Origin of the sequence: Falcatimonas sp. MSJ-15 (assembly GCF_018918265.1) — a bacterium.
In the GTDB taxonomy this organism is placed as follows: Bacteria; Bacillota; Clostridia; order Lachnospirales; family Lachnospiraceae; genus Falcatimonas.
The window spans coordinates 138,915-153,665 of the sequence record NZ_JAHLQC010000002.1 but is presented as its reverse complement, the minus strand read 5'-3'; the positions used below and the strand labels follow the sequence as shown (position 1 = coordinate 153,665).

Below are 14,751 nucleotides of genomic sequence, written 5' to 3'. Positions count from 1 at the left end.
ATAAGTATGGATAATAATTTTTTTAAGGAAAAAGATAAAGAAGTAATGAAATACCGTTTTGAACAGCCTAAAAAGGCTTATGATATATGCATGGAGATACTAAGGCATGGTGAAAGTACATTGAATTGGTATGAAGTTGCATATGCATATATGTACATGGGTGATACACTACTGACAATGGGTAAAGCAAATGAAGCTATTGATAGTATGCTAAAGGCTGAAGCATATGAAAAGCAATATGGATATGATGAATTGCTTATGAAAAATTATAATATACTTGGTGTTGCTTATATGATTCAGTGTGATGATTTACTCGCTCTTGATAATTGGCTTTTGTCACTTGCTATAGGACAAAAATTGAATGATTATGCATACATAGGAGCATTGTATAATAATATAGGTGCACTTTTTCATAATAGAGGAGATATAGAATCTGCAGTTTCTTTTTTTCAAAAAGGCATTGAGATTGGTAAAAAGAATAATATTAAAGATGAAAACCTGATATATAATGAAGGCAAGATGGAGATTAATATTACAGCGGGTTATCTTAAAAATGAAGAGTATATAAAAGCTAAAGAGCATCTTGATAAGGGAGTTGAGTTGCTTATAGGTAAAATGACTAGAATGTTAAAAGTGAGTATAAATTCGATGTATGCACATATATATTATAATCTTGGGGATGATAATGCTGCGTATGAAACATGCAAATATATAATTGGCAGGGATATTAGTTACTATGAAGATATAGAAACTTTTGATTATTGTATAGAGATAATACAGATTCTTATAAAGATTAAAAGATATAAGGAAGCAAAAGATATTCTTGATATACTTGTTGCAATTAATAATAAAGAATATAATGCAAGCCGTAAAATTGATATATGTCAGCAGTATATCGAGCTATTTAAAGCGACAGAGGATAAAAATAAGCTTAATTATTGGTATAGGGAATATTATAAATCAAGGCAGGATGTAAGAAAGGAAGATTATGTAAGAGTTATTACAGCACTTGATAATAGAAAAAAACTTGAGACTGAGAAGATTATCAATAATAGATTGCAGAAAGATAATATAGAACTTATAAAAGAAAGCGAATATGATGAGCTGACAGAACTTAGGAATAGGTATGGCATTAAAAAATATTTTGCATCAATATATGGAGCAGCAAAGGAAAAAAATGAAAATATCTGTGTTGTTATGATTGATGTTGATTATTTTAAACTATATAATGACACGTATGGGCATCTTGCCGGTGATGAATGTCTTAGAAGAGTTGCAGATATAATAAAGAAGAGTTTTGAAGACGATTATTATGTGGCCAGATATGGTGGTGACGAATTCTTTGTTATAGCAAAGAATAAAGCATACGAAGAGATAGATATTGTACTTATGCATCTCGTTAATGACGTAATGCAAGCAAAGATTAAGTTTGAATCACATCCAGGATCAGATGTTGTAACAGTGTCAGCAGGTGCAGTTAATGTTGTGGCGCATGAAGGTTATGAGATATCAGATTTTATACATGAAGCTGATAATATGCTTTATAAAGTGAAAGAAAATGGACGAAAAGGATATTGCATAGCAGATAACATATAGCATAATTATATATTAAGAAAACTGCATTTACAGTTAAAAAATTATTTGATAGAATAAACTGCATAATATGTAGTTATGTGTATATATTAGGAGGATTTTGATATGAATGAAAAAGAGAGCCTTATGGAAGAAATCCTTAACATAAGATATGAATCGGCAGAAAAAGAGAAGGAATTGTGTATTCAATTATTAGATTGTAGTGATGATGATTATACACAGGCTTTTGCAAGAACATATCTTGGGGATGCTTTTCATTCTCTGGGACTTCTTGAGAGTGCATTAAGAGAATGTTTGAAGGCGTTAGAGATATCAGAGAAAAATAGATATGAGAAGTTAATGCTTACACTTTGTAACATTATTGGTATTATATATATTACTATTGAAGATGAGCAAAGTTCGCTTGATTATTATTATCGTGCCATGAGGCTTGCTGATGAAGTTAATGATAGAATGATGAGCAGTATGATAATGTCTAATATTGCATCTATATATAACAAATTTGGTGAGTATAATAAAGCTATGATAAATCTTGATAAAGCTTATGAGATAGCAAACAGTGCTACTGATAATGATTTACATCTTAAGTATGCAGATACATTTTTTAACGGCAATAAAGCAGACATAGCAATATCATCTGGCAATTATGAAGAGGGACTTAGATATCTTAAGAATACTAATATAGATCCAGAGACAACATGTGATATAAGAATAGTGATACTTTATGCATATTATTATACAGGTGTGCAAGATAAAGATAATGCACTAAAGTATATAAGCAGGATTATAGAACTGATTGAATGTGATAATAATAGTGTGGATATGAAGTCATATTATTTTGATATTATAGAGATGTATCTAAAGTTGAGCGAATATGAAAGTGCAAAGCGATATGCAATTAAACTTGAAGAAGTAGTGCGCAATATGAATATTACGGGAAAGTGGGTGAAGCTATTAGATCTTGAGATTAAGATATATACAGCATTAGGTGATGAAGACAGACTTAATGAGGCGTATCAGAATTTTTTTGAAAAAGATAAAGAGTTCAATGAAGAAAGAATGAAGACTAGCATAAAGAGACTTAAGAGAAGAATTGATCTTCAAAATGAAATTGATAAACATGCAGATATGAAGGCAAAACAGGAACAACTTATTAATATGAGTGAGAATGATGAGCTTACTAATGTACTTAACAGGCGAGGACTTAGAAAAAAAATTGATGATATGTATCAAAAAGCTAAAGAAGAAGCAAGTCTGCTTGCAGTTATGATTATTGATGTTGATTATTTTAAGGAATTTAATGATACATATGGGCATCTTGCAGGTGATGACTGCCTTAGAAAGATTGCAAGTGCATTAAGAGATTCTGTAGGAATGAATGGAATTGTAGGAAGATATGGCGGAGATGAATTCATGGTAGTGGTATCTGGAATGGAGAGAAATGAGCTTGTTAATATGATAACAAGAATAAGAGATTCGATAGATGGACTTTTTATTACCAATGTCAATTCAAAAGTCTCAGAATTTATAACTGTTACTATAGGTGCAATTAATACGATACCGTCAGATAATACAGATATACTTGAATATATGCATGCAGCAGATAACGCATTATATGAGATTAAGAAAAAATCAAGAAATGGATTTCATATTGCAAATGCGTTGTAAGGAGAAGATTAAGACATGAGTACTTTTTTTGAAGAAAAAGATAGTAAAGTAATGAAATACAGATTTGATGATCCAAAGAGAGCATATGATATATGCAGAGAGATTCTTGATCATGGAATACAAGAAGAAGAATGGTATGAAGTAGCTTATGCCTATCTTTATATGGGTGATACTCTTTTCTCACTCGGTAGAATGAGTGAAGCTATAGATTGTATGCTTATGGGAGAGAAGATTCAGAAAAAATATGGTTATGATGATCTTCTTATGAAAGGATATAATATAACAGCGATCATATATATGGTTCAGTCGGATGATTTTTTGGCACTTGATTATTATTATAAAGCTATGAAGATTGCAAAAAAACATAAGAATTATGTGATGCTTGGAATGATATATAATAATATAGGTACACTTATTAATAATAATGGTGATGCGGTTGGTGCAGCAGAATATTTTGAAAAAGGTATGGAGATTAGTCATATGAAGGGAGAAGAAGATGGTGGACTTACATATAGTGAGAGTCAGTCATATATTAATATAAGCAGTAAGTATGTAGAACTTGGTGACTATCTAAAAGCTAAAGAATATCTCGATAAAGCAGTGAAAGGGGATAAGAAGTATTATATCAAACATCTAAGAATTAATATTATATTAGCTTATGCTACAATATATCATAAGCTGGGTGAAGATGAAGTGGCATATAGAGAATGTATGAAGATTTTTGATAATGAACAGAGTTCTTTTTTTGAGATAGAGAGTTATATTGGTTATATTGATATAGGAGAGATTCTAATTGACATGGGATATACTAAAGACGCTAAGAGACTGCTTAAGATAATGGAAAAAGTATGTGAAAAAGAGTATACCAATGCAAGAAGAAAAGAGCTATGTATCAGATATATAGAATTGTATAATAAAGAGAATAATAAAGAAATGTCTATTTATTGGTGCAAAGAGTATTATAAAGTAAGTGAAAAATGCTATGAAGAATTAAGGAAGACTATTATAACATCAATCGATAACAGACAGAAGCTTGAAGATGAAAGAGTAATCAATATAGAACTTAGTGAGGATAATAAGGAACTTGTAAAAGAAAGCCAATATGATGAACTTACAGGTATTAATAATAGATATGGTTTGACAAAAGAGTATAATATACTTAATGAAAAAGCATACAGGAACGGATATAGTATATGCCTTGCAATCTTTGATATTGATTATTTCAAGATATATAATGATTCTTATGGACATCTTGCAGGTGATGAATGTCTTAAAAGTGTTGCAAATATACTCAAGAAGTGCGCAGGTAAAGACTATTATACAGTAAGGTATGGTGGAGATGAGTTCATTATTATGGGTATTAATAAGAGTGATAATGAATTAAAACAGTTTGTAGATAGGTTATTTAATGATATGGCGAAAGCTCATATAGAGTTCGGTGAGCATCCATTTTCGGATATAGTTACAATATCACTTGGTGCAGTTAATGTAAGTGCAGGTGAAGAATATGATATCTCGGAATTTATTCATAGTGCAGATAATGCACTATATAAAGTAAAACAAAATGGTAAGAACTCATATTATATAACAGATTCATTATAAGTCAACTACCTACCACCTAAATGTAGTGGGTTTCCAGCTATGACAAACGAGAATTTTATAAATGAATTGCACAAAGCGAAGTGACAAGTATATATATTATATGATAGATAAAAATGAAAAGGATGATAAAGTCGGTATATGACGATTTATCATCCTTTTATCTGTTTTAATAAGAACTCTATAATTGATAAAATTAATAACAGTTATTTGGCAATATAACTTTCAATGGCGTCAGCAGCTTTTAAAGTTCCTCCCATTAATTTAGTCTCTGCTTCTGTTATAATTATGTTGTCAAGGATAGTATCATTTTTTAGAAGATCAATTACTATCTGTCTTAGTCTGCCAAGCGAAAGCTCTTTTTTAGTGAGTTTTTTACCAAGATTAAGCTGTTCGACACGTTTTGCAAGATAGTAGTCGGTACGGCTGTTACAATATACAATAACAGGGATTCCGTAGAATAAAGCCTGATTAATCTTAGCGGAACTGCCATCTGTGATAAATAGATCTGTACGCTTTAATACTTCTTTTGGAAGCATTGCAGGATATACATAGAAGTTATCTGGGATAGGACCTATAATGTTAGCATTTGCACCATTTTCGAAAGCAATAATTACAGAGATTCTTGCGTTTTTAAAGGCTTCATAGCAGTAGTTAAGAAATTTAGAATCTGTTTTACAGCCTACTGATATAAATATAATAGCATCATTCATTGCACTAAAAGGAATGATGCAGGATACTTTACTATTCTCCATGGAAGGACCTGTAAAAACATAGTTTTTCTCAGGAAATGATGTATTCTCAGGTTGAAATGTTTTTGATACAAATGAGATATTAAGGTCAGATATTGTACTTAGTGTAAGTTCATTTACAATGTCTGATATGTTAAGTTCTTTTTTGTATCGTCCTGCTTCACCAAGGGCAAAAAAGTATGAGAATGGCTTAGTAAGGCTTAAGCGTTTAAAAAATGGAAGATAGCGTCTGAACTTTTTGATAGTAGTTGTATTATAGGCAATATCATAGTATATGCGTATATATTTCTTACCAAGTTTATGTGCTATCTTGGCACCTGCATAAAAATCAGCATCAAATACGATGCAGTCATATTCATAACCAACTCTTAATGTAGTCTCGACACAGTGGCGAAACTGAAGACGATTTATATGATGTTTTTTTGGTTCGATAGGATAATTATCATACGGAATATATAATGCACCGGCTTCAGTAACTTTATTTTCCCATTCTTCTGAGATTATATAGGCAACATTGTGCCCACGTTTTTTAAGCTCTTTTACTAAATTAAATGAAGTAAGAATATGCTCTTTTATCGGTAAACCTGTAAATAGAATTTTCAATTTTAATGCCTCCTGTCAGTCAAACTTATTTTTCGTAAATATTGAATGTAAATTTCCGTATAATGTAAAGTATATATCGGCTATTATATTATTGACATTAAAGCATTAAATGATTTAAAATTTAAACAGTTTTTAAAATTAGTAAAAGGAGAAATACAGGTATGAGTAAATATACGAAACAGGATATCATCAGAATGGTTGAGGAAGAGGATGTTGAATTTATCAGACTTCAGTTTACAGATATTCTTGGAACACTTAAAAATGTTGCAATAACATCAAGTCAGCTTGAAAAGGCACTTAATAATGAGTGTATGTTTGATGGTTCATCAATCGAAGGATTTGTAAGAATCGAGGAGTCAGATATGTATCTGCATCCGGATTATGACAGTTTTGAGATTTTTCCATGGCGTCCACAACAGGGAAAAGTTGCAAGACTGATATGTGACGTATATACACCTGATGGCAAGCCATTTGCCGGAGATCCAAGACGTGTTCTTAAGAATGTTATTGAGGATGCAAAGAGCATGGGATATGAGTTTTTAGTAGGACCTGAATGTGAATTTTTCCTTTTTCACACAGATGATCTTGGTCTTCCAACAACAGAGACACATGAGAGGGCAGGTTATTTTGACCTTGGACCGGTTGATATGGGAGAGAATGCAAGACGTGATATAGTGCTTACACTTGAAGATATGGGATTTATAGTAGAAGCTTCTCATCATGAAGCAGCACCTGCACAGCATGAAGTTGATATAAAGTATGGTGAAGCACTTATGATGGCAGATAATATTATGACATTAAAACTTACTGTTAAGACAATAGCCAAGAGACATGGACTTCATGCAACATTTATGCCAAAGCCTAAAACAGGCGTTAATGGTTCAGGTATGCATGTTAATATGTCTTTATCAAAAGATGGTAAGAATGTATTTTTTGATGAGAATGATAAGAATGGTCTTAGTGAGATTGCTTATCAGTTCATAGCAGGAATTATGGAACATATAAAAGCTATAACAGCAATTGCTAATCCGATTGTTAATTCATATAAGAGACTTATACCAGGCTATGAAGCACCTGTGCATATTGTATGGAGCGCTACTAACAGAAGTCCGCTTATAAGAATTCCAACTGCTAAAGGAGATGCAACAAGAGTTGAACTTAGAAGTCCCGATCCTGCAGCTAATCCTTATCTTGTGATAGCAGTATGCCTTGCAGCAGGACTTGATGGAATAAGAAGAGGCCTTACACCACCAGCGAGTGTTAATTGCAATGTGTTTGAGATGTCAGATGCTATGATGGATGAGATGAATATAGAGAGACTTCCTGTTGATCTTTATTCAGCTATAGAAGAACTTAAAAAAGATAAGTATATAATGGATGTTCTTGGTCCTCATTTATCACAAAAATATGTTGAAGCGAAACTTGCAGAATGGAATGAGTACCGTACTCAGGTATCAGCATGGGAGTTAGATGAATACCTTCACAAATTTTAGTTTTTAATAACTGGAAATTAGGTGGAGGTGTAGAATTTGACCAATATAATAGTTGTCTTTCCAAAAATTGAAGAGGCGAAGAGTATTAAGAATGTACTTGTAAGGAGTGGATTTAATGTAATATCTGCATGTACAACAGGAGCACAGGCTATTAATGCAGCAGACGGACTTAAAAGTGGAATTATAGTATGTGGATATAAGTTTCAGGATATGCTTTACAAGGAATTAAAGGAATATCTTACTTCAGACTTTGATATGCTTCTTGTAGCATCACAAAGATACTGGGAGCAGTGTTCTAATCAGAATATTATGTGTCTTGCAATGCCTCTTAAAGTTAATGATCTGATTAATACACTCTCAATGATGGAGAATGATATGAGCAGACGAAGAAAGAAGAAGCGTCTTGTTCCAAAACAGAGGAGCGAAGAAGAACAGGCTGTTATTGATGAAGCTAAAGAGATGCTAATGAGTAGAAATAATATGTCTGAGATGGAAGCACATAGATATATACAAAAGTGCAGTATGGACAGTGGTAACAGTCTTGTGGAAACTGCGCAGATGGTTCTTAGTATATATGGCTGATATATCTGCTAAGAAGAATAAGTATATGAAGATAGTTGATATATTTGCTAAGAGGAATAGATATATGAAGATAGCTGATATATCTGCTAAGAAGAATAGGTATATGAAGATGGCTGATATATCTGATGAATATATAATATTATAGATATATTTAATATGAAAGTTAAGTTATATGGCAGATAATGTAATTGAAAAGAGTATTTTACAGAAGTATATCGTTATATGACAGTTAGGAGAAAATAATATGAAATTTACAAAAATGCAGGGTATAGGTAACGATTATGTATATGTTGACTGTACTAAAAAAGAACTTGATAATCCGGCAAAGATATCTGAGTTTGTAAGTGACAGACACTTTGGAATTGGTTCAGATGGACTTATTCTTATCAAATCATCAGATAAAGCTGATTTTTTTATGGAGATGTATAATGCAGACGGATCTCAGGCAGAGATGTGTGGCAATGGAATAAGATGTGTCGGCAAATTTGTATATGATAAAGGACTTACTGACAAGACAAGTATAACTGTTGATACACTTGTTGGTATAAAATATCTTGATCTTAATGTAGTTGATGGAAAAGTAAGTTCAGTAAGAGTTAATATGGGACAGCCTATATTAAAACCTGAACTTATACCGGTTGTTGCACAAGATGATTGTGATGAATTTGTTGATGAGAGTGTTGAAGTTGATGGAGAGACATACAAAGTTACTTGTGTATCAATGGGTAATCCACATGCAATAGTATATGTAGATGATACTGATAGTCTGCCAATAGAAGTTATTGGACCAAAATTTGAAAATCATAAGATATTCCCAAGAAGAACTAATACAGAGTTTATTCAGATAATAGATAGAAGTCATCTTAAGATGAGAGTATGGGAACGTGGTTCAGGCGAGACACTTGCATGTGGAACAGGAGCATGTGCTTCACTTGTTGCAACAGTGCTTAATGGTCTGTGTGATACAAAAGCCACTCTTATGTTACTTGGCGGTGACTTAGAGATAGAGTGGGACAGAGAGAATAATGTAGTATATATGGAAGGACCTGCAACTACTGTATTTGAAGGTGAAGTAGAGATTCCATTTTAAGATATAGAAGGAGGAAAAAATATGTTTAAAATTAATGAAAACTATTTAAAATTACCAGGAAGCTATCTTTTCTCAACTATTGGAAAAAAAGTAAAAGAATATAAGAGTGCCAATCCTGACAGAGAAGTAATAAGCCTTGGTATAGGTGACGTTACACAGCCACTTGCACCAGCTATAATTGACGCACTTCATGGTGCAGTTGATGAGATGTCAAAAGCTGAGACATTCAAAGGATATGCACCTGATCTTGGATATGAATTCCTTAGAAAAGCTATCGTTGAGAATGATTATAAAAAACGTGGTGCTGATATAAGCATTGATGAAGTGTTTATAAGTGATGGAGCTAAGAGTGATTCAGGTAATATTGGAGATATCTTTGGACTTGATAATAAGATTGCTGTATGTGATCCAGTATATCCGGTATATGTTGATACTAATGCAATGAGTGGAAGAACAGGTGAGTATCTTCCTGACCTTCAAAAATGGAGCGATGTAATCTATATGCCTTGTACAGCAAGTACTAATTTTGCACCTGAACTTCCAACTGAGACACCTGATATTATATATCTGTGCTTCCCTAATAATCCAACAGGTTCAACAATTACTAAAGACGAACTTCAAAAATGGGTTGACTATGCTAATAAAGTTGGTGCTGTTATTATCTACGATGCAGCTTATGAAGCATATATATCAGAGAGCAATGTTCCTCATACAATCTATGAATGTGAAGGTGCAAGAACATGTGCCATTGAACTTAGAAGTTTCTCTAAGAATGCTGGATTTACAGGAACAAGACTTGGATTTACAGTTATTCCAATGGATCTTAAGTGTGGAGATGTTAAACTTAACAGTCTATGGGCAAGACGTCAGGGAACTAAATTTAATGGAGCACCATATATTGTTCAAAAAGCTGGTGAAGCGGTATATTCAGCAGCAGGACAGGAACAGACAGCTAAGCAGATAGCTTATTATATGAATAATGCAAAATTAATCAGAGAAGGTCTTGCATCAGCCGGATATACAGTATCAGGTGGTATTAATGCACCATATATCTGGTTAAAGACACCTGATAAGTTAACATCATGGGAATTCTTTGATCTGTTATTAAATAAAGCCAATGTAGTAGGTACACCTGGTTCAGGATTCGGACCAAGTGGTGAAGGATACTTTAGACTTACAGCATTTGGATCATACGAGAATACATTAAAGGCAATTGAGAGAATCAAAGCATTATAGTATGTATATAATATGCATGTAGTATGTTTATAGCATACTTACAGTATGCTTATAGAACAAAAAATATCAGATTGTTTTATATTGTTTTTAAGATGATTGATTATCTGATAAGATATAGATATAACAATGAGAGAGTATAAGATACAACTTGTACTCTCTTTTTGAATCTTTATCAAAGCGTGGTAAAGTCTTTTCACGTTTGATGAGATTAAAAATATAAAGCTTATATGAGTTAATTTTTAAAGAAATTTTTGAACAGTATAAAAATATCGGGAATGGATAGGTTAAAAATATAAGTTTTATATAAAAATCATCATTTTTTTGAAAAAAGGGGTTGCATATCAAAAAATGGTGTGCTAATATAAGCGTATCTTTAATAGAGTAAAGCAATGAAAGAGACTCAGGTTATGAAAGTCAACAGGAAGAAGGTGTCACCGACTGAAAGCACCTTTAGATGGAAGTTACCATGGGAACACTCTGGAGCAGACAGATTGAACATATAGATGAATTATTACATTGATGCATCTTAATATAAGTATTATGAAGTCTATAATTAGTAGGTCTGTACGTGAACACGCGTTAAGTGTAATTAAGTGGAGAGCTGAGTAATGGGTTGAACACGACGCCACAGCTTTCAATGCGGGTGGTACCGCGGATATAGAATTTTATCCGTCCCGGAATATTTTAAAGATATTCCGGGACTTTTTTTATGCAATAATGAGCAAAAGTTCATGCTTATATAAGCAGTCGGCAGCAGTGTAATAATCAATTCTTCTTATGATTACAAAAGCAACGAGCCAAAGTCCTGGAATAAGTAACAAATTAATCAGACAGATATGAAAAAGGAGAGATTAGTATGGAATTTATTCAAGGTGTAACACCAAAAGAGACTGTAGAGATTAGTGAGATAATTGAAAAAGAGCTTTTTGATACAGAAGTAAAAGTAACAGGAGCAATTCACAGCATTAGAGATATGGGTGAAGTAGAATTTGTAATACTTAGAAAGAGAGAAGGACTTGTACAGTGCGTACTTGAGAAAGACGCAGAGAGAACTTATGAAAAAGACCTTAAAGAAGAGATGACTGTTTGCATAGAAGGAACAGCAGTAAGAGAAGACAGAGCACCTAATGGATTTGAGATAAGAATAAAAAATGTAAAAGTTCTATCAGTACCTGCAGCACCGATGCCTCTTGCAGTTAATAAGTGGAAACTTAATACATCACTTGAAGCTAACCTAAATTATCGTTCACTATCTCTTAGAAATGTGAGAGAAAGAGCAAAATTTAGAATACAGGAAGGTGTTACAAGGGCATTTAGAGATTATCTATATTCGGAAGGATTTACAGAGATTCATACTCCTAAGCTTGGAGCAAAAAGTGCAGAAGGTGGAGCTAACCTTTTTAGACTTGAGTATTTTCACAGACCGGCAGTATTACAGCAGAGTCCACAGTTTTATAAACAGATGATGGTTGGAGTATTTGAGAGAGTATTTGAGACAGCACCGGTATTTAGAGCTGAGAAACATAATACTAAGAGACATCTTAATGAGTATACAAGTCTTGATTTTGAGATGGGATATATTGATGGATTTGAAGATATTATGAAGATGGAGACAGGATTTTTACAGTATATGACCAGACTTCTTGAAAGAGAATATGCCAAAGAACTTAAGATACTTAATATAACACTTCCTAAGACTGATACAATACCAACAGTAAGATTTGACGAAGCTAAAGAAAAAGTTGCAGAAAAATATAATAGAAAGATTCGTAATCCATATGATCTTGAACCTGAAGAAGAAGCACTTATAGGACAGTATTTTAAAGAAGAATATGATGCAGACTTTGTATTTGTAACACATTATCCATCTAAGAAAAGACCATTCTATGCAATGGATGATCCAGCTGATGATAAGTTTACATTAAGTTTTGATCTTTTATATCATGGGCTTGAGATTACAACTGGTGGTCAGAGAATTCATGATTATAATGAACTTCTTGAGAAGATAGAGAAGCGTGGTATGACGACAGAAGGAATGGAACAATATCTTGATACATTCAAACATGGTATGCCACCTCATGGTGGTCTTGGAATTGGACTTGAACGACTTACAATGAAGCTTATAGGTGAAGATAATGTAAGAGAGACAACTCTATTCCCAAGAGATCTGTCAAGACTTGAACCATAATTGGGTAATTGTGAAATTAAGATTATAGTAAAGAAGATGCCACATGACTTTATTGCCAGGATAATTGTTTATAATAGAGTAAGATTTTTTACTGTATATTATTGATAAGTATAAGATTGCAGATGCTTAATGAATTAGAATATAGAGAAGGAGAGAAGAAAATGGCACATATAATTGATGATGAGACAATTGAGTATGTAGGAATTCTTGCAAAGCTTGAATTGTCTGGAGAAGAAAAAGAGCAGGCAAAAAAAGATATGGAGAACATGCTTAATTATATAGATATGTTAAATGAGTTAGACACTGACGGAGTTGAACCAATGATTAATATATTCCCTGTTAATAATGTATTCAGAGAAGATGTTGTAACTAATGGTGATGATAGAGATGATATGTTGGCTAATGCACCGGCGAAAAAAGATGGTCAGTATATGGTTCCAAAGACTGTAGAGTAGAGGAGAGTAGTGTCGTATGAGTATATTAAGACTTACAGCTGTAGAGCTTGGAAAGAAGATTAAGGATAAAGAGATCTCAGTAAGAGAAGCTTGTGAAGCTGTTATAAAACAGATAGAAGCAGAAGAAAAGGAACTTAACTGTTATGTTACAGTTCTTGATAAAGAAGCAATATTAAAAAAAGCTGATGAAATTCAGGCAAAGATAGATTCAGGTGAACTTACAGGGCCACTTGCAGGTGTACCTTTTGCAGTTAAAGACAATATGTGTACTAAGAATGTGTTAACAACTTGTAGTTCGAAGATACTTGGCAATTTTGTACCAACTTATGATGCACAGGCAGTTATCAATCTTGAAGCAGCAGGTGCAATAGTGATAGGTAAGACTAACATGGATGAGTTCGCAATGGGAAGTACAACAGAGACATCAGCGTATGGAGTAACTAAGAATCCATGGAATATAGAACATGTTCCGGGTGGTTCATCAGGTGGTTCAGCAGCCGCAGTTGCATCAGGAGAATGTATAGCAGCACTTGGTTCAGATACAGGTGGTTCAATAAGACAGCCAAGTTCATTCTGTGGTGTGACAGGATTAAAACCTACTTATGGAACAATATCAAGATATGGTCTTATTGCTTATGGTTCATCACTTGATCAGATAGGACCGATAGCTAAGGATGTTACTGATTGTGCGACAATTCTTGAAGCGATAGCATCCTATGATCCTAAGGACAGTACATCTGTTAAAAGAGACAGCTATGACTTTACATCAGAACTTACAGGAGATGTAAAAGGAATGAAGATAGGTATTCCAAGAGATTATCTGTCAGAAGGACTTGATAGTGAAGTTAAAGAAGCAGTTTTAGGTGCAGCAAAAGCACTTGAAGAAAAAGGTGCAATTGTTGAAGAGTTTGATCTAAGTCTTGTGGAGTATGCTATTCCGGCATATTATATTATTGCTTCAGCAGAAGCAAGCTCGAACCTTGCGAGATTTGATGGTGTAAAATATGGATATAGAACCAAAGAATATGAAGGACTTCATAATATGTATAAAAAATCACGTTCAGAAGGATTTGGTCCAGAAGTAAAGAGAAGAATAATGCTTGGTTCATTCGTATTAAGTTCAGGTTATTATGATGCATATTATATGAAAGCACTTAGAACAAAGGCACTCATTAAAAAAGCTTTTGATAAGGCTTTTGAAAAATATGATGTTATATTATCACCGGCAGCACCGACAACAGCACCAAAACTTGGCAACAGTCTTAGTGATCCAATTAAGATGTATCTTGGTGATATATATACAATATCAGTTAATCTTGCAGGACTCCCGGGAATCAGTGTCCCATGTGGAAGTGATAGTAAAAAACTTCCAATAGGTGTACAGTTTATTAGTAATTGTTTTGATGAAAAGTCTATACTTAATGCAGCACTTGCTTATGAAAAGACAAGAGATATAACTTATTCAGATGTACTTGTAAAGGGGGACAAATAA

12 protein-coding genes are annotated in these 14,751 nt (G+C 33.2%); 11 read left to right on the top strand and 1 reads right to left on the bottom strand.

Annotated features, from left to right (window positions below; translation table 11 throughout):
- Nucleotides 1-6 precede the first annotated feature (6 nt).
- From KQI85_RS01665 to KQI85_RS01655, 3 genes are all read left to right on the top strand, one after another.
- Nucleotides 7-1,596, top strand: a complete 1,590-nt coding sequence (locus tag KQI85_RS01665; protein WP_216574356.1) for a tetratricopeptide repeat-containing diguanylate cyclase — start codon at nt 7-9, stop codon at nt 1,594-1,596.
- Nucleotides 1,597-1,698: 102 nt separating this feature from the next.
- Complete coding sequence (locus KQI85_RS01660) at nt 1,699-3,261, top strand: GGDEF domain-containing protein (RefSeq protein ID WP_216574354.1); 1,563 nt, start codon at nt 1,699-1,701, stop codon at nt 3,259-3,261.
- Between the two features lie 15 nt (nt 3,262-3,276).
- Complete coding sequence (locus tag KQI85_RS01655; protein WP_216574352.1) at nt 3,277-4,863, top strand: GGDEF domain-containing protein; 1,587 nt, start codon at nt 3,277-3,279, stop codon at nt 4,861-4,863.
- 203 nt (nt 4,864-5,066) lie between these two features.
- Here KQI85_RS01655 and KQI85_RS01650 read toward each other — a convergent pair whose 3' ends face one another.
- Nucleotides 5,067-6,215: a hypothetical protein gene (locus KQI85_RS01650; protein WP_216574351.1), complete on the bottom strand. Its 1,149-nt coding sequence runs from the start codon at nt 6,213-6,215 to the stop codon at nt 5,067-5,069.
- Nucleotides 6,216-6,376: 161 nt separating this feature from the next.
- Here KQI85_RS01650 and glnA point away from each other — a divergent pair, with 161 nt between their 5' ends.
- From glnA to gatA, 8 genes are all read left to right on the top strand, one after another.
- A complete protein-coding gene (gene glnA / locus KQI85_RS01645; RefSeq protein WP_216574350.1) occupies nt 6,377-7,708 on the top strand; it encodes a type I glutamate--ammonia ligase in 1,332 nt (443 codons plus the stop codon).
- A gap of 36 nt (nt 7,709-7,744) precedes the next feature.
- Nucleotides 7,745-8,290, top strand: a complete 546-nt coding sequence (locus tag KQI85_RS01640) for an ANTAR domain-containing response regulator (RefSeq protein ID WP_216574349.1) — start codon at nt 7,745-7,747, stop codon at nt 8,288-8,290.
- Nucleotides 8,283-8,435 carry a hypothetical protein gene (locus KQI85_RS01635; RefSeq protein ID WP_216574348.1) on the top strand — a complete coding sequence of 51 codons (153 nt, stop codon included), beginning with the start codon at nt 8,283-8,285 and terminating at the stop codon, nt 8,433-8,435. The genes KQI85_RS01640 and KQI85_RS01635 overlap by 8 nt, the downstream gene beginning before the upstream one ends.
- Nucleotides 8,436-8,534: 99 nt before the next feature.
- Nucleotides 8,535-9,380 carry a diaminopimelate epimerase gene (gene dapF, locus KQI85_RS01630; protein ID WP_216574347.1) on the top strand — a complete coding sequence of 282 codons (846 nt, stop codon included), beginning with the start codon at nt 8,535-8,537 and terminating at the stop codon, nt 9,378-9,380.
- Between the two features lie 21 nt (nt 9,381-9,401).
- Nucleotides 9,402-10,616, top strand: coding sequence for an LL-diaminopimelate aminotransferase (locus tag KQI85_RS01625; RefSeq protein WP_216574346.1), 1,215 nt, complete (start codon nt 9,402-9,404; stop codon nt 10,614-10,616).
- Between the two features lie 856 nt (nt 10,617-11,472).
- Nucleotides 11,473-12,804: an aspartate--tRNA(Asn) ligase gene (aspS, locus tag KQI85_RS01620; protein WP_216574345.1), complete on the top strand. Its 1,332-nt coding sequence runs from the start codon at nt 11,473-11,475 to the stop codon at nt 12,802-12,804.
- 161 nt (nt 12,805-12,965) lie between these two features.
- Entirely contained in the window at nt 12,966-13,259 is a 294-nt protein-coding gene (gatC, locus tag KQI85_RS01615) for an Asp-tRNA(Asn)/Glu-tRNA(Gln) amidotransferase subunit GatC (RefSeq protein WP_216574344.1), read from the top strand.
- A 16-nt stretch (nt 13,260-13,275) separates the two neighbouring features.
- Nucleotides 13,276-14,751, top strand: coding sequence for an Asp-tRNA(Asn)/Glu-tRNA(Gln) amidotransferase subunit GatA (gatA, locus tag KQI85_RS01610; RefSeq protein WP_216574343.1), 1,476 nt, complete (start codon nt 13,276-13,278; stop codon nt 14,749-14,751).